General features: G+C 60.6%; 13 protein-coding genes and 1 pseudogene. 3 read left to right on the forward strand and 11 right to left on the reverse strand.

All coding sequences use genetic code 11. From position 1 onward, the window contains the following. Window positions 1-278: UPF0149 family protein (locus K288_RS48020; protein WP_043161900.1), on the forward strand; the 278-nt coding region annotated here is incomplete at its 5' end. Window positions 279-628: 350 nt separating this feature from the next. Here K288_RS48020 and K288_RS48030 read toward each other — a convergent pair. The 11 genes and pseudogenes from K288_RS48030 to K288_RS0139220 all read right to left on the reverse strand — a co-directional run. Beyond that, window positions 629-1,046, reverse strand: a pseudogene (locus K288_RS48030) (IS481 family transposase); the annotation flags it as partial. A gap of 75 nt (window positions 1,047-1,121) precedes the next feature. Further along, a complete protein-coding gene (locus tag K288_RS48035; protein WP_064737398.1) occupies window positions 1,122-1,469 on the reverse strand; it encodes a hypothetical protein in 348 nt (115 codons plus the stop codon). Between the two features lie 1,131 nt (window positions 1,470-2,600). Continuing rightward, window positions 2,601-4,145 carry an ATP-grasp domain-containing protein gene (locus K288_RS0139180; RefSeq protein ID WP_084800050.1) on the reverse strand — a complete coding sequence of 515 codons (1,545 nt, stop codon included), beginning with the start codon at window positions 4,143-4,145 and terminating at the stop codon, window positions 2,601-2,603. Then, complete coding sequence (locus K288_RS49965; protein WP_051334988.1) at window positions 4,069-5,793, reverse strand: alpha/beta fold hydrolase; 1,725 nt, start codon at window positions 5,791-5,793, stop codon at window positions 4,069-4,071. The genes K288_RS0139180 and K288_RS49965 overlap by 77 nt, the downstream gene beginning before the upstream one ends. Further along, on the reverse strand, window positions 5,790-7,241 hold the full coding sequence (locus K288_RS0139190) for a M20/M25/M40 family metallo-hydrolase (protein WP_027584357.1): 1,452 nt from the start codon (window positions 7,239-7,241) through the stop codon (window positions 5,790-5,792). The genes K288_RS49965 and K288_RS0139190 overlap by 4 nt, the downstream gene beginning before the upstream one ends. Next, window positions 7,228-8,106: a hypothetical protein gene (locus tag K288_RS0139195; RefSeq protein ID WP_027584358.1), complete on the reverse strand. Its 879-nt coding sequence runs from the start codon at window positions 8,104-8,106 to the stop codon at window positions 7,228-7,230. Before K288_RS0139195 ends, K288_RS0139190 begins: the two co-directional genes overlap by 14 nt. Beyond that, window positions 8,103-9,368, reverse strand: coding sequence for an HgcAB-like fusion protein (locus tag K288_RS49970; RefSeq protein ID WP_051334989.1), 1,266 nt, complete (start codon window positions 9,366-9,368; stop codon window positions 8,103-8,105). Before K288_RS49970 ends, K288_RS0139195 begins: the two co-directional genes overlap by 4 nt. Then, window positions 9,365-10,054: a corrinoid protein-associated methyltransferase CpaM gene (gene cpaM, locus K288_RS49975; RefSeq protein WP_051334990.1), complete on the reverse strand. Its 690-nt coding sequence runs from the start codon at window positions 10,052-10,054 to the stop codon at window positions 9,365-9,367. Before cpaM ends, K288_RS49970 begins: the two co-directional genes overlap by 4 nt. A 23-nt stretch (window positions 10,055-10,077) precedes the next feature. Further along, entirely contained in the window at window positions 10,078-10,911 is an 834-nt protein-coding gene (locus K288_RS0139210; RefSeq protein WP_027584359.1) for an alpha/beta fold hydrolase, read from the reverse strand. Between the two features lie 71 nt (window positions 10,912-10,982). Continuing rightward, the gene (gene hemW / locus K288_RS0139215) at window positions 10,983-12,287 is read right to left on the reverse strand and encodes a radical SAM family heme chaperone HemW (RefSeq protein WP_084800052.1); all 1,305 of its coding nucleotides are present in this window, start codon (window positions 12,285-12,287) and stop codon (window positions 10,983-10,985) included. Between the two features lie 30 nt (window positions 12,288-12,317). Next, window positions 12,318-13,766 (reverse strand): radical SAM protein, encoded by a 1,449-nt coding sequence (locus K288_RS0139220; protein WP_027584361.1) that lies wholly within the window; start codon window positions 13,764-13,766, stop codon window positions 12,318-12,320. A gap of 385 nt (window positions 13,767-14,151) precedes the next feature. On the opposite strand from K288_RS0139220, the gene amrS reads away from it, so the two are divergent. Beyond that, window positions 14,152-15,666 (forward strand): AmmeMemoRadiSam system radical SAM enzyme, encoded by a 1,515-nt coding sequence (gene amrS, locus K288_RS48060; protein ID WP_244443421.1) that lies wholly within the window; start codon window positions 14,152-14,154, stop codon window positions 15,664-15,666. A gap of 338 nt (window positions 15,667-16,004) precedes the next feature. Continuing rightward, the coding region (locus K288_RS0139230; protein ID WP_043161903.1) for a transposase at window positions 16,005-16,607 on the forward strand (603 nt) is incomplete at its 3' end.

Here is a 16,607-nt window from a genome sequence, read left to right on the forward strand (position 1 = left end):
ACGTCGATGCGCGGCCGTGGTGCCTGGGATTCCATGCCGCCATGCGGCTGAGACTATCGGCCTGGGCCCCGCTGCTCGACATCAGCAACATACACCACGGCTTGCTCCTGCCCATCCTGCTGCATTGCGTCGACGATCAAGGCCGTCCACTGCTTGGACCACCAAGGAAAGGCCGCGAGACTGAGGAATTCCTGCGCAACGCTCATACCGACATTCCGGACGTCGTCGAGGCCATGCGCCAGTACTGGATGCCGACCCGCTATGCTCGCACGCGTTGATCACTGCAGACGTGGGAGCTCATGCCGGTTACGCTTCGGTGGGCCTGCCGCCGCTCGTTGGGACCTGGCCTTCGACACGTTGGCCGCTGACAAGGCATTCGACAGCAACGCCATTATCGCCGAGTTCGGTGCACACGGTGCGGAGGTCGTTATCTCCCAGCACACGCGCCGCGCAAAGCCTTTCACCATCGACAAGGGGATGTGCGAATAGAGGCACCTGATCGAGAACTTCTTCGGCAAGCTCAAGGAGTTCAAACGCATTGCTCTATGCGCCGACAAGACCAATCAAAGCTTCGCTTCCGGGATCAATTTGGTTGCCGCGGTGACAAACTTCCGATGAATTCCAAACAGATGTCGATGTGTAAATAGCCGATCGGATAAGCCTTAAACTTTCTTCTTCGTGGGCTTGCCACCTTCGATCTCCGGCAATCGGCTAATGCCGTGGCGCTGGAGGCAGCGATGCTGGGATGATCGCGTCAGATGCGGGATGGTCGGCTGCAGCGCATAGAGGCAATCGTCGAGTGGCAGCAGCGTGTGCCGCCGGAAAGCGACGATGATCGGCTCCTCCTCGATGGAAAGGACAGTCGACTTGGCTTCCTTGGGACCAGTCGAACGATCGACGACGGTCTCGCGCTGCTTCCACTTCGCGACAGTCTTCTGGTTGATCCCGTAGCGCTTGGCGAGTGTTCTCAGGCTCTCTTGACTATTTTGTATTGCTCGACGGACTGCCTCCGTCGTGGTGGCGCAGCCGTGTAAAACCCGTCCCATAGCGCATCCTTCGAATCGTGCGACAAGAATGCACCATCAAAGCTTGGGACTAAACACCTAGTCCATGATAGTCGTTCAGCGCTTCTTGCGGACCGCTTTCTCAGTTGGCCGCGACCGCGCCGCGCCGACCGACGAATCTGCCTTCTTCTCCTTGCCTTCGGCCTTTTCGATGTAATGGTGGCTCAAGCTGGCTTCCAAATCGAGCCTATACAGCTGCTTCAGTTCGCTTATTCGCCTCTGCATGTCCGCATCGAACGGCAGGTGACCTTCAAATACATGCAGGACGATACCTTCGAGCAAATCACCCAGGCTGATGTCATGGTATTCTGCCAGTGCCTTCAAGACCTTCAGGAGCCGCTTCTCAACGCGTACGCCGGTCTGCACGCGCTCCACCGTGAGCGAATCTTTCGCTGGTATGGCCATCTCGGGCGTGACCTCCGGACTCCGCAATCGTTTGTCCTCACGCCGCGACGACGCTGGCAACCGGAGCCCCTTGAGCCTGCGGGGTGCCGGCTCCGCTCCGCGCCGAATGCCTTACGTGGCAGCGGCAGAATGAAGTTGGTACGTTGGTAACCGTTCAGCAGAAGTTCGTCAATGCCTGCAAGACTGTATGTTGTGTGGCCCGCTGATCCGTCGCACGCAGCCGTACCAAGGAACTAAGGCACCAAGTAGTGGCATTGCTCTGACAGTTCGGCGTCCGACTCATTTCGACTGCCATGCACCTGGGAGACTGCGCCGTTTGCCGAGGTAGCCTCGTCGCATCTCGACCATAACTCGGCGTTTGGCTCGGGGAGCGATTGGCAATACCAGATCAGATAGTACATCCGGACCGTTGAAACTATAACGCTCCCACGCGATCATGACGCGTCCACCACCACCGTGTTGATGGTGAGCCGTGTCGCGCAATTCCGCTCGGAGGCTGGCTCAAATCCCTACGACCGTGCGGCCACAACCTTGTTCGGAATACCGGCCGAAAGCGCGCATTCACGCGGAGACCTCTTTATGCCAAACGTGCCGATGACGAACCCTCGAGGGCGCCTGTCGCTTTGGTTCCTAGGCTGCTGCCTGTTCTCGATCGGCGTCAAGCTTTTCATCGACTCGCACCTCGGCACCGACCCGCTTCATGCGATGATTATTGGAATCGTAAATACCCTCGACTTTCCCTACGCGAAGATCGGCGTCATCGAACTCGTCGTCGTGTCACTGCTCTGCTGGTGCATTTGGAATAGATCATTTCCGATTCTCACCCTTGCGTCCGTGTTCTGCACGATGGTGATTGTAGGGTTCATGGTCGATCTGTGGAACTACGTCCGTATCGAGCGGCTCTCCAACTTGGTGGGCAATTCCTGGATTCTCGCCGTCGGAGGCCTCGTCGTCGACGCCTATGCGTCCGCGCTCATCATCATGAGTGGCTTCGGAATTCGCAACATGGACCTCCTGGCGATCACCTTCGTGCAAAAGTTGAGATGGCCGTTTATCGCCGCGAAAATGATGTTCGAAACCGCCTTTGTCGCTGTGGCCCTTGCGACCCATGGACCAGTCGGCATCGCGACGCTAATGTTTGTCGTCATCGTGGGGGCGCTGATTCAACCCTTCATGACCTGGAACGCCCTGATCTTCCATCTGCCGAATTATGGCATGGCGGGGAACGCTCAGGTGCGGGGAGCGCTCAAGTAGGTCGTCCACCGAGTCGCTGGCCGCTGTATGGATGTGCGCCTTGCGTTGCGCGGCTCCGGGCTCGACGACCTCCTTCACGTTCTCGCGCAACCACTCGGCCTTGCGACGGAGCTCTTCCGCTGTTTCGTCGTGCAGCATGACCAGGCCCAATTTCTCGCGGAACGTCTCAAGGGCATTGACATGGCTGCCGGGCGAAACGGCAACCTTGAGATGCATGACCCCGCCACGCGCCTTGAGCTCGTCGAGCCCCTCAAATCGCACGAGCTTCCCCGAGCGCCGCGAGTAGAGAGCAAAAATGCCGAAATGGCCCCGGGGCAGCCGCCGCTGAGCTTCGACGCGGCGACCAACGGCGAGGTTCAGGCTGATGTCCATGAGATCGTGACCGTAGCACTGGGTGATCAAGTCGACCGTATGCTGCCCGGGCGGACGTGCCGCGCATTCTATGATGTAGGGCTTGCCGTCGCGCAGATGCATCTCGATATGGAACACCGAGTTGCGCAGGCCGAGCGCGGCCACGCACTGTCTGACGGCGCCGGTCATGGCGACTTCCTCTGCCGGACCGACCTGAGCTGGAATGTAGTGGCCAACCACAATGAAATTGTTCTCGGTAATCTTATGGCTGTAGTTCAGGATCTCGATGCGATCGTGCTGGATGTAGCCTTCGGCGGTGATCTCCCGACCAGCGACGAACTCCTCGATGATGACCTCGGTGGCGAGCGCGAACGGCACCTTGACGAACCGTCGGTTGTGAACGATCGTGTCATAGGCATCACGGAGCTCGTTCTCAGTGCGCGCCCGGAAGATGTTGAAGCTCGCCGAGAGATCGACCATTTTGACCATGCTATCCCGGCCGAATTTCTCCCAGAGCTGCAGCGCCGACACATAGTCGCGCGCCACCCCGAAAGCTGGTGTGGAAACGCCGCATTCGACCAGTCGCCGCTTCATCGCGGTCTTCACGTGGTGGCATTCGGCATCGGCAGGCCGGGCGTAGTCGAACCCAAGAGCATAACCGACCTGCTCCGCGAGCGGCACGAAGGCGTCGTCGCCCGCGATAACACCGGCGATCTTGCCGTCGAACGGTCGCAGCGCCCTGACCATGGACGCGACATCCGCAGAATCATACTCGACAACGACATCGATTGCCGATTTGTCACGCGCAACCCAGGAATTTTCGTTGTACTTTCGTTCGGCTTCGCGAATTGCGGAGCCGTTATGGGTGAGAACGAGCGTGCGGTACTGACGCTGCGCCACCTGCAGATAGCGCAGCAGCGCGAAATGCGGCTCAATCACCACAATGTTAGACTCGGTTGTGGTCATAGTGTGCTCCACCCTTGGGCATCGTCGCTTATGCCTGAAGAAAGCCGATAATCTCGTCGTTGAGCCGGGGCGCGTACTCCCATGACAGGAAGTGAGGAGCGCCATCAATCAGCGCAAGCTGCGCACCGGAAATGCTGCTCGCCAAGAGCTGGGCATGGCTGGGAACCACCAGGCGATCGTCCGCACCGTGCACGATCAGGGTTGGGCAGGAGATCTGGCCGATCCAGGCGCCGGCGTCATGGCGAACGCCAGCGAGGCTCTGGCCGCAGAAACTGGTCACGTCCTGATGCGTCAGTCGATAGATTGCCTTGAGTTTGTCGATCTCTCGATCTCTGCTCGCCAAATAGGCGGCAGAGAACAACCACTCCAGGCAAGTGTCGAAGAGGTCCTCCATGCCCCGGTCGGCGGCCACCTCGCGCCAGCTCCGCGTGGTCGCCTCGATGTGTGCGTCGGGACGGACATAGCCTGCAGCGAGTACGAGACGATCAACGAGATCGGGCCGCCGCCACGCGATCCTTTGCGCGACGAGGGATCCCAGAGCGAGCCCGACGATGTGCGTGCGCGAGACACGGAGGTGCTCGAGGAGCGTGATTGCATCCTCGGCCAGAAGCTCGGTCGAGCATGACTCGGTCGCGGGCGAGCTTTCCGCGGCTCCGCGACTGCCGAAGGTAATGACCTGAAAGTGGGGCGTGAGGGCGGGGACCTGCCGTAACCAGAAGCTTGAATCTGCCCCAAGCGGGCTGATCAGCAGCACAGGCGGGCCGCTGCCTTCGACCTTGACTCGCAATTCCGCACCATTCACGGACGCCCGCTCGGCCATCTGGTCGCGATACAGAAACTCGAGCACCCGCGGCACGAACGATGACTTGTCCGGGATTCGCGCAATCGCCGGCCGCGGGTCGAAGTGTCGCATCCCGCCTGGGACATGGGTATAGGCGTAACGGCGAGTGTAGGGATCGAACTGGCAGGTGTGAGGAATGCTGAGCGGACGACGGCGCGCAAGGACGATGAGCACGACTTCGGTTGCGACGAGTGTCGCGCCGAGGGAGCACGCCACGGCGAGCGAGGGGCCTGTGTTCTTGAGAACGTCCGTGTTCGACGTACCGCGCGAGACGTCGAAATACTCGATGTGCAGCAGTTCTGGAACGATACCACACGCATATCGTAGCTGTTTCTCCAGCGTGCTCATCGACGGCTCGATGCCGCAATAGTTCTCGATGTCCATACCGTTGGGATCAAACACCTGCAGGCAACCGCTGAAGCCGACCGCCGATCCCATCAGGATATAGAGACCGCGTCGGCGCGCCTCGCGGTGGAAGCCAAGATGGGCGTCGATCGCGTAGAAATCGATCGCGTCCACCGCAATGTCGACCCCGTCGAGCAGCTCAGCGGCAACGTCCGGCGTGAAGCCCTGAGGAAACAGCTCGATCTCCGCGGACGGGTTGATGGCCTTCACCTGCCGAAGGAGCACCTCGCACTTGAGCTCGCCGATGGTGTCCGACGTCGCCCCGGGCTGGCGGTTGATGTTTACACGCTCGAAACGATCGAACTCCGCCAGCCGAAATCGGCCGATGCCCATGCGGGCCAGCAGCATCAGGACATTACCGCCGACGCCGCCGAGACCCGCAATAGCCACGATCGTTCGGGCAAGCTTGTTCTGTTCGGCTGCGGTAAGAATTCCGATGTTGCGGCTGAAGCTCTCGGTGTAATCGTCGCTGCCGGACGTGCCGGCGATGTGTGGGATCTGATTCATGCCTTGCCTCCGTTCACCTGCGCCGAGGTCGCGAGTTGCGAGACCACCGCGCAGTGATCGACAACTCCCTGCTTGAGCGCTGCGATGGAAACGCGCTCGTCGGCGCCGTGCACTCGGTTCAAATCGGAGCTCGGAATCACGAATGGTATCCAGCCGAAGCTCGGAATGCCACGTGCACGGAAGAAGCGGCAATCGCTGGCTGCCGGTGAAAGCAACGGTACCACGACCGCGCCGTCCTGACCTTCCGCGAGCACCCGTTCGATCGTCGCGATAGCGGCCGATTCGAGGGGCGACCGGTTGGCTGCCTTCTGCATCACACGCCGGGTATGGACACCAAACCGACGGGCGATCCCATTGATCCTCGCTTCCAGGGCGTCAACGTTCGACTCGGGCATGACCCGGATGCTGAGAACCGCACGCGCCTGAGCCGGAAGGGCGTTGTGTGCATCCCCGGCTTCCAGCACCGTGGCCGCCAAGGTATCGCACACCATGGCGTTGAGTAGCGCGCTTCGCTTGATCACGCCCGATCCGAACCACCGCAGCAGCGCCGGACTAGCAAGCAGGCGTCCGTGCAGTCCTGGCGCGCCGCCCGCCAAGCGACGCAACAATGCCCGCGTGACCGGTGTGAGCCGCAGCGGCAACCCCATGGAGAGGATGCGATCGAGCGCCGCGACGAGCCGTCGAGGCGCGTTGTCGGGGGCCGGGATGCTGCCGTGGCCGCCGGATGCTTCGACGAGCAATTCGAGTTCGAGGTAGCCTTTCTCTCCCACCGCAATCGCGTGAACGATCTCTCCGTTCGGCAGGAAACCGGAGACGGAGTACGCGCCTTCGCCAAGCACGACGTCGCTATCGAGGAGATCGGGGCGTTGAGCGAGGATCCATTCTGCACCGAACCGGCCACCGGTCTCCTCGTCGGCCACTACCAGCAGGACGACATCGCGTTCCAGCGGGATACGAGCCCGCCGCAATTGGATCAGTGTCAGCATCTGGACGACGCAAAGCCCCTTCAAGTCGAGCGCACCGCGTCCATAGATATAGCCGTCGTGCACCTCGCCGCCGAACGGATCGTAGCTCCAGGTGCTGCGCGTCGCTGGGACCACGTCGCTGTGACTAAGCAACGTGACCGCCTGGCCACGCCCGCGCCCATACAAGCGGGCCACGACGTTCACCCGGCCTGGCGCCGCTTCGAGTGCCTCGGCCTCGATTCCTTCGACGCACAGTCGAGCGACGATCCATGCTGCCGCTTCCGCCTCGCGCCCAGCTTCCCACGGTTTCGTCTGCCGGGCCTCGGAGCTAAGCCGCTCCGGGTCATTGACGCTTGGGATGCGTATGAACTCGCGCAGCAGATCGACCGCCATGTCGCCGAGCTCGTCGGCTCGAGCCGACTTCAATTCCTGCACGAGCGGTGTCGCGGAGTGCGCATCGTCGTCGATTTCAAACGTTGACATCGTTTACCTGCTCCTGCCGCAGCGGATTGGTTGTGCAGTCGCTCGTGCCGGAGCACACTTTCGCCAGCAACGCACCAAGCGGCTCCTGAAACTCGCGCTTCTGCCGTTCGAGGAAGCGTCCAAGCCGCTCCGCATTCACTGCTCCGACCACCACGAAGACGTCGCCCTGCTCGTAGCGGAGCCGCTCGGCGCACATGCGCGTGATCCGCCGGTCCAGACTCAGGGGCATCCGGCGGTAACGGAATTCGCACTCGTTGCGCAGCACGAAGGTCGCCGCGTCGAACGATACGTCCGGATCAAAGCGCGCGATCACTGCGCGTGCCACGTCGATCTCATCGGGCCGCGGGTGGATCCGCGTGGGTGACGGAAAGATGTCTGCCACCTGCTGCATGAATCCCACGATGTAAGGGCTTTGGGTGATCGCCGTTGTGTAGAGCGCGCCACGGGCAAGGTCCGCCGCGGTGCCCGGACGTTGCAGGCTCGCGATCCACAAAAGGCTCATGAAGACCTGCAGCAGTCCGCGTCGTTGCACCTGGGGTAACAGCCCGAGACTGCATAAGTGCACAACCGAGCCCGAGCCGACCGTCCAGTCGTTCACCGTGCCGGCGAGCCCGACGAGTTCGTCATTCTTATAGACGAGCATGAGGCCGCTCGCCTCATACATGGGGCCGATCTTGAAAGTGCGGCGGAAGTGCGCGATGCTGCCCGGATCGTCCCATCCGCGCGACACTGCCGCAACCCGGAGCACCTCCTCCCTGAGACTATCGAGTTGCGCGCGCCGGTTAACGTCACGCCCCGCCACGACCTCGAAGGTGAGCCCCGCCCACTCGACCAGATGACTGTCGGTGAATGTGCGCCTTGTCATTGTCCGATTTCTATCAGCGAGGTGGCAGCCGATTCGGAGGCGGCTCGCCGCGGCGGCACAGTGGGCGCGTTAGTGGTCCGACCCTCTAAAACAATTGGAAGTCCGCCGCGCAGCCCTGTCGCCGCACCGATCCAGCGGTCCTCCGATTTCAGATGCGACCAGTCGCGCGCGGCGAGGACCTCCAGATTAGGGATGCTCTTGACGTCTCCTTTGACCTCGCCGCTGCGGTTGAAGATGGCATCGGTGGGACACTGCTTGAAGCAGGCCAGGCATTCTTCACAGCGATCCGGCTTAACCACCACGACCGTGTTCTCGGCGTCGCGGCGGGCGGCGAACACGTCGCACGGGCAGACCAAGATACACTGGACGCAATTGATGCACAGGCTCGGATCGATCACCGGGCTGAAGTGGCTGTTGTAGTCGCCATTGAGCAGCCAATGTTTGATAGTGCTCTTGTGCAACGGGGTGCTGCCGCAGCAATCCATCGCCATCAGCAGGCACACGGCGACGAGGACGCCTTCCCACAGCAGGAAGTCCGCGGTTGCCCAGCCGCTCCACAAGGCCCATAGCGCCATCGCGGTGGTCAAAAGCGCTGTGATGGTCAGCGTCCGCCGCCAGTGTCTTTCTTCCGGGAACAGGGGATAGAGGGTGAATCCGAACAAGTAGACGAAAAAGATGAGGCCGCTCACGGTGAAGAAGAATATCGGCCATACTAGCCCTATGAGGGCGATGGTCATGGTGTAGCACCAAGCGGTACTGACGGCCTGCTCCAGTCGATCCTGCAGTCCGAACTTCACCTGAAACATGTCATTGGTACGTTTGAATCCGGCGGCGATGAAGCGAGGCAGGTCGTCGAGATGAGTCGGTCCCCATTTGATGTTGAAGCCGGTCTCGCGCTTGACAGCGCTGATGTCGACCCCCGGCGCTGAATAGACCGGGGCAATGATGCGGCGATGCTTCACGAGATTGCCCAGGTTAGCGACGTTGATGGCGTCGATCACGTCGTATTCGCTGAACTCGTTCATGCCGGCAGCGCACCAGACATTGGAGCCGCGTGAATTGGCAACGAGGAGGTAGCAATCGATGCCACGCAGCTTGCGCAGCACCCGCTGAACGGTGAGCGTGTAGTTGCCGCTGAGAAAGACCGGCGAATTTTCCCCAGGGGTCCCGACATTGATCAGGCCGAGCTTGCAGGGGAAGTTGAAGTGGCGGAAGAAGATGTGGAATAGTTCCCAGCCGAGATCCTTAATTCTGGTCATCATGGCACCATACCCGGGGTTGCCGCGTCGAGGATCGGGCTTTCCGCGCTCACCATTTTGAATGAGCTCGCTGCCCAGGATTCGATGCTTTTGATCTGGAAGCCGCCCGCGCGGATCACGCCGGGCAGATCAGCGATCGGAAATAGCGGCCGTCGCAGCAGCAGAAAATTCGGTATCCACAGCAGGCCTAGCCCGATCGCGTAGAATATCCGCGTTAGCAGGCGGTCGGGGAGGACTTCGTCGGCAATGATCAGACGGCCACCTGGGCGCAGCAGCGCACGGCAATCGCGCATAACATAGCTGAGATATTCGCGAGGGAACTCGCCGAGCACCATGGTCGAGACGATCAAATCAAAGCTGCCATCGCCGAAGTGCTTGCGCAGCTGCGTGACACTGTCCTGCACTACCACCAGGCGATCCGCGAGGCCAGCTTCACTCGCATGCCGCTGTGTCTGCTCGATCATGTATTTCGACGAATCGATCCCGGTGACGTAGGCGCTCTTGCGCAGACAGCGCACCGCGAGCGTGCCGGTGCCACACCCGATATCGAGCACGTGGTCGCCCGCCCGAACCTCGTTGGCAATGCGCTCCTTGATGTGGTCCAGTCGGCCGAAAGTCATCACCGTGACCGCCCAATCGTAGCGCTGCGGCGCGATCTCGACCCACTTCATCCAGCCATACATCAGCATTGGTGTGACCTTCTCAATCGAATTCAGTCCGCCGCCGCCCGGCGCAGCGACCGCTCGGAGTTTAGGAAGGCGGCAATCAGCGCATTGACGCGCGCCGGTGCTTCCTCATGCGGCAGGTGTCCGCACCCCGGCAGGATTTCGACGTAAGCGCGGGGGAGCGCGGCCTGTATTCGTTTGGCAAGCCACACCGGCAGCACTCGGTCCTGGTCACCCCAAAGGATCAGCGAATCGGCCTGCACATCCGGCAGCAGCCTTGCAACCGCCGCCTCGTCAAATTGCCGCAAGGTAGCCAGGAAGCTTGCAACGCCGTCCGCTCTCCGGAAAAGGCTGTAATAGCCGTCGACACCGTCCGGCGGGATGGTTTCCGAAGAGGCGTAGGAGCGCCGCAGCCGGTACGCGAACAGCGCACGCGAAACCACGTCATGGCTCAACGCTAACTGCATCATCCAGGCGACAGCACCGATTCTCAAAAACCGCTCGATCGAATGACTGGTCGCTGGGTAGCCCACGCTGTTGATCAGCACTAGACGCTGCACCCGATCCGGGCAGTCGCGTGCGAATTGTAGCGCCGCCGCACATCCATAAGAGCTGCCGACCAGGGCCGCGGACGGTATGCACAAGGCGTCGAGTAACTGGCCGAGCACGCGCGCATGGGCACGCACGCTGTAATCCCCGCTCGGCTTTTCGGAGCGGCCAAATCCACGCAGGTCAAACGCGACGACAGTGGCATTGTCAGCGAGCGAGGTGAGATTGTGCCGCCAAGTCGCGAGTGAAAGTGGAATACCGTGGACCAATACGACGGCCGGTCCCTTGCCCATGCGGACGTAACATAAGGCGCCGCCGGGAAGATCGATCATACGCGATCGGTCGTAGAGCTCGTGCAACATGCAGCTGGAACCCGTATGGGTTGGACTAGCTCGGCCCCCGTTCAGGAGAGGACCAGTTCGGACAAGCCGAATTGAACCTCGCCCTGGTTAGGCGGACGAAGATCATCGCTTGTGTAGAAGGCCTCGAAAACGTTGCTGGAGAACACCTGACCTTCCCGCGTTATTCGCACGCTTGCCGGCGTGTCCTCGACGAGGCCGCGGTCCACCAGAGCTGCGATTTCCCGCGGGAACACCATTTCCGTTGAAACGCCAAAGCGTTCCAGGAATGAGGGCTTTGAGACTTCGCACATCTTGAGGCCGCGGATCATGACACGCCGCATCTCCTGCTCCTTGGTCAGCCGCGTGGCGAAATCCATCAGCGAGTTCCCGGCCTGGACGCGGCGCAGATACTCACCAATGGAGCGCACGTTCGTGTACAGGCGGTCGTTGATCACGTTCTTGGATGATACGCCAAAGCCGATCAGTGGCCACGTACGCCAGTAGTATTCGAGATAGCGCGAATAAGTGTCACAGCGTCGCGGGTCGAAATAGCCGGTCGTACTGAAGCGGCGGAAGCCGGCATCTTCCAGCGCATCGAGAGCAACGCGGCACATGCTGACTTCCAGTCCGACCGCGGGAAGGTGCTCGGACTTATTGACGACCAGCCATTGGTGGTATGCGGTCTTCGGCCAGATCTCGAGTGGATAGGCGGTGATGCAGGTGGGGTTCATGTCGATCGCCTGCCGCAGCGAGTCCTTCCAGGTCGGCAGATCGAGGCCGATCAGAGGATAAATCAAATCGATATTGGTGTGCGCGAAGCCGGCGCGGCTGATGACTTCCCAGGCGCGGAAGCAGTCATTCAGATTATGCGGCCGGTTGTTCTGCGTCAGGATCTTTTCATCAAACGACTGCACGCCAATGCTCATACGCGTGAAGCCAGCGTCGCGCAGTGCAGCCAGCTTGTCGGCCTGCACCGTCCCGGGATCGAACTCGACTGCGACTTCGCAGTTGCAAGCGACGTCGAAGTTGGCGCGTACCGTATCCATGATCCGTACCAGCTGAGACGCGGTCAGCACGCCGGGCGTGCCGCCGCCGATATAGACGGCGTCGATCGAAAAGGCCGGGAAAGTGCGGTTCTGCACGAACGAGGCAATCTCGTTGCACAAGGCTTGCACATAACTTTCGCGCAGGTCTTCGTTCGTGTTGACGTAGACGACGTAATCGCAGAAATGGCACTTAGTGTTGCAGAACGGGATGTGGATGTAAATGACCGCACGGTCCTTGGCAAAGTAGTGCTCAGGGTCCAAGTACGAGTATTTGAAGGGGTAAGTATGAATGTTGCGTCGTACGTAATCCCGCTGCGTCATTGTTGCTGCCCCGTCGTGGTGGGCTCCCGGTCATACGCGATGGAAGTGATGAGTCGACACCGTCGCCTCGGCGCCCTGTGCACGCAGGTTCAAGACCATCGGCCGTCCGCAAGACACAAATAGGTCGTCAAGCGGCGCGCGGTCGCGCTCATGGTAGCCCGGTGGCTGCCGCGACAGCATGGTTACGATGTTCTCCACGAGCTGCATCTGGTAGGCGCAGCCCTCAGGACTCGGCACGTTGAGATCGCCGGTCGCCTGGAAGTTTTCCTGCTTGCAGCCGCCCGCGCAGATATAGCGAACCCAGCACTGCGAGCAGACCGGATACTCGTCGATTGGCAACCGCCAGGACGCCAACCCTTTGCCGGAAAGGCCCGCTGAACTGGTCCCGACCTGGAATGAGGGATCGCCGACTAGGCGGTGGCACGGCATGATCGAATGGTCGGGCGAAAATGTGAAGTAGTTTCGACCGCCAGAGCAGAAGCTGAGCGCCGTCTTCCCCTCAAGGATCATGTCGGCGATGCGCTCATACTCGAGAACGCCCTTGAAACGATTGCCGACCTGGAACAAGCTCGGATATGCGCGGACCAGATCGACCAGCTGAGTTAGAAACGCATTCGACATCGTCTTTGCAGGGCCATCTTCAGCTTTGGCGCCCACATCCAGCACGGCGCTGCGCGCAGCCGGAACCACACCGGGGTAGATCTGAAAGTAATCGAAAAGGTTGAGCTTCCAGAGCGCACGGACATTGTCAGGCAGCGCAGTACGGCCGCCCACGACAGTCATGCGTGCCACTAGCGTGATGTCATCGCTCGCCGCGCGGACCTTGTGGCAGTTGTCGATGATTCTGGCCCAGGAGCCTCTGCCGCCTTTGGTCGGACGGTTTTGATCATGTGTCGCTGCATCGCCATCGGTCGATACGGACACGATGAAGCGGTGGCGCGCAAACAGCTCGACGACGCCGGCTGGCAGTACGGTCAGATTGGTTGAAATACGGCAGATGAAGCGGATGCCTGTACGATATTGGAGCTGCTCTGCGCCTTCGCAAAGCTCCCGAATACGGGCAAAGTTCAGCAGTGGCTCCCCGCCGAAGAACTCCAGCCGCACGGTCCGGCTTCGGGTGACGTTCGCCTCGATAAAGGCGATGATATCGGCGACGGTGTTGCTTTCGAGCTTGCCCTTGATCCGCCCGTAGTCGCCGCCCTCCGCGAAGCAGTAGGTGCAGCCGAGATTACAGAAAGCGGTCAGATTGATGTTGATAGCCAGGTTGGCTCCATCCATGAACGTGGCCGAGCGGCTACGCATTTCGTTCTCGGTCGACACGACACCGGCCGCGGCGAGCTCATTCCACTCCTCGGCCTCCTCGACGGTTAGGCAACACAGGCCGCCCTGCAGACGCCGACCCAGATCCTTAGAGATGCGCAGGAGACGATTGTTGCCGGACAGGAATAGAAGATCCTCCTGCTCCCCGCCGTCGATCACGCGGTAGTCCCTCCCCTCTCTCCACTCGATAGAGTACGGAAGCAAGGACGCGAGGCCGTCACATCCTGCCGTCCGGCTAACCGGCACCGCCGATCCGGCGTCGGGGGCGAGACCGACGTCAGGACCAGGGGTGTCGGAGCGACATGGTGGCGATGATCGCAGATCAGAAGCGTGGACAGACACGGATTTTCTCCCGATGCGGAAACCGCGTGCAGATCTCCTTGATAATTTTCCTGCAAAGCAGATGGGTCTGCAATGTACCAAAGGTACCACCCACGGCTGGTACACTTGCCAGTCTATGGAACGTCCAGTCGATTTCACTGGCCGGAGCAATACGACATCCTGACGACGCGAGCGGTGGTCAATCCCACGAGGAGATGCGGAGATGTCGATCAACCTTGATGACCGGGCTGGAGACGACGACCGGATGGCAGACGGCGAAAAGATCGTCAAAACACAGGAATGGCGGCAGGCATGGCGAGCGGCTCGGCTTGAGGAACGCCTGACCAACGGAATGGTTCGTTGTCATCTCTCACCGCGCCAGTGCTGCATCAAGGAAGGTCGGAACGGCTTTTGCGGCGTGCGCGGCAACCGTGGCGGCCGCCTTGTCACGATGAATTATGGGAAGAGCGTCCACCTGACCGAGGAGACTATCGAGACGGAGGCCGTGAACCATTTTGCGCCCGGCGAGCCGATCCTTTCGCTGGGAAACATCGGCTGCATGCTCAATTGTGTTTACTGCCACAACTGGAAGACGTCCCAGGCTCGCTACGTGGATGACCGGCACGTCTATCACTACACGCCGGAGCAGGTCGTCGAAACGGCCCTTCGTCATGGGATAAGAGTTCTGTCATGGACCTACAACGATCCCGTCGTCTGGCACGAATTCGTCTGCGATACCGCGGCTCTCGGCCGCAAGGCAGGGTTGATCAACCTCTATAAGTCGGCGTTTTTCATTTCTCCCGAAGGGGTCGAGGAACTCCTCCCCCACATGGATATCTTCTCGATTTCGATCAAATCCATCGACCCGCACTATTACAAGAAGTACACGACGGGCTGGCTTGAGCCGGTGCTCGAGGCGACCAAGCAGGTGCTCCTGGCCGGCAAGCATGTCGAAGTGAGCACGCTGATGATCACCGATATCAGCGATGACGAGGGCACTGCCGCCAAGGTTGCGGATTGGGTACTGCGCGAGTTGAAGCCAACTGTGCCGCTGCATTTTGTCCGCTTTCACCCAGACTACAAGCTGCGCAACACCACCCGCACGTCGATTCCCCGTCTTGTGAGGGCGCGCGAAATCGCCATCGCGGCAGGTGTCGACCAGGTCTATCTCGGCAATGTGTTTGGTTCCGAATGGACCAACACCTATTGTCGTGGGTGCGGTACACTGCTCGTTCGCCGATTCGGCCTGAATGCGACGGTTGAGGCGCTCGACTTGCAGGGACGCTGCCTGAAGTGCAAGCGGCCGTCGAACGTCAGGATCCTGCCCGAGCGCCGACGGCGCCCGAGAGTGAGTACGCTGCCGGCCGGGATTTCGCAGTTCAAAGTGTTCGACTGGCATGGCGATATTCGATCACTGCACGTGCAGGCGCTGAACGCCGGGCAGCAAGAAGGCCGCATCTTCTACCGCCGGCGGTTCACAGGCGCACAGCAAGACACATGGCGTTTCGTGCAACTCGAGCGGGGAGAAAGTTATCGCTTCATCGTGGCGAAATCGGATAACAACGAGATCGGGCCCGAATTTGCGGTATCCGAAGGGATAAGGGTCGCCCAGCACGAGGTGTTCGACCGCGCACACTTTCCTACGCTCGCGATCGAGGAAATCGGCGAGGCGACCAATGACCGCTCGCCGCTGCCTTTCTTCCCCGGCAACCAAGTCGTGGCGCGGGCACAGACCTGAGTGCTCTGCAGCTTCGCCCCGGGGCCCGCGATCGCGGCTTAGCCAATATCGACCACGCGCTGCGTCGGACCCTGATCAAGGCCGACGACGAGACCGGCGCTCGGCTGATCTTGGGTCGGCGCGCCGCCTTGCTGTGGTCCGAAACAACTATCAGCAAGGTTGGTGGAATGCTCGCCCGCACTGTCCCTCGGGCATTCGAGCCCGTCGGACGTTTCAGTCTAGATGCCGTAATGGGCCGGCCTTCGCGAGGCTAGCCAAGTTAGGTGGCTGTCCCTCAGAATGATGATGTTGAAACGGAGTCCGAATGATCGGCTCCAGGCATCAAGTGAGGAACAGCCATGGACTATTATGCGGGGATCGACGTGTCTTTGAAAGAGAGCAGCATCTGCGTTGTTGACGGGACTGGCAAGGTCGTCCGCGAGGTCAAGGTCGCCAGCGAGCCTGAGGTGCTTATTGGCTATTTCGACGAGCTGGAATTACCTGTCAGCCGCATTGGGCTCGAGGCAGGGCCATTGTCGCAGTGGCTGCATGCCGGGCTTGTGGCCGGCGGACGCGATGCGGTTTTGCTCGAGACACGGCATGTGAAAGCAGCACTCTCAGCCATGACCGTCAAGACCGACCGGAAGGATGCCCGCGGGATCGCTCAGTTGCTGCGGATGGGCTGGTACCGTCCGGTTCACGCGAAATCGGTGCCTTGCAAGGACACCCGCGCCCTTCTCATTGGGCGCAAGCTTCTGCAAGGCAAGCTTCTCGACGTCGAACTCAGCATCCGCGGGATTTTGCGTGGCTATGGGCTGAAGGTCGGCGAAGTGAGCCGTGGACGGTTTGAAGCGCGCATTCGGGAATTGACAGCGGGGCACGTGACCCTGGAAACGGTGATTGGCGCGATGCTCGCTGCGAGGATGGCATTGTGGAACGAGTTCACCAGGCTGCATCGCGAG

The organism is Bradyrhizobium sp. Ai1a-2, assembly GCF_000426245.1.
GTDB lineage: Bacteria > Pseudomonadota > Alphaproteobacteria > Rhizobiales > Xanthobacteraceae > Bradyrhizobium.

Bases quoted from the DNA above. Each gene is read 5' to 3' on its own strand.
- K288_RS48035 (WP_064737398.1), bottom strand. From the start codon at position 1,469: ATGGCCATACCAGCGAAAGATTCGCTCACGGTGGAGCGCGTGCAGACC.
- K288_RS0139180 (WP_084800050.1), bottom strand. From the start codon at position 4,145: ATGGCGCTCCTCACTTCCTGTCATGGGAGTACGCGCCCCGGCTCAACG.
- K288_RS49965 (WP_051334988.1), bottom strand. From the start codon at position 5,793: ATGAATCAGATCCCACACATCGCCGGCACGTCCGGCAGCGACGATTAC.
- K288_RS0139190 (WP_027584357.1), bottom strand. From the start codon at position 7,241: ATGTCAACGTTTGAAATCGACGACGATGCGCACTCCGCGACACCGCTC.
- K288_RS0139195 (WP_027584358.1), bottom strand. From the start codon at position 8,106: ATGACAAGGCGCACATTCACCGACAGTCATCTGGTCGAGTGGGCGGGG.
- K288_RS49970 (WP_051334989.1), bottom strand. From the start codon at position 9,368: ATGATGACCAGAATTAAGGATCTCGGCTGGGAACTATTCCACATCTTC.
- cpaM (WP_051334990.1), bottom strand. From the start codon at position 10,054: ATGCTGATGTATGGCTGGATGAAGTGGGTCGAGATCGCGCCGCAGCGC.
- K288_RS0139210 (WP_027584359.1), bottom strand. From the start codon at position 10,911: ATGATCGATCTTCCCGGCGGCGCCTTATGTTACGTCCGCATGGGCAAG.
- hemW (WP_084800052.1), bottom strand. From the start codon at position 12,287: ATGACGCAGCGGGATTACGTACGACGCAACATTCATACTTACCCCTTC.
- amrS (WP_244443421.1), top strand. From the start codon at position 14,152: ATGTCGATCAACCTTGATGACCGGGCTGGAGACGACGACCGGATGGCA.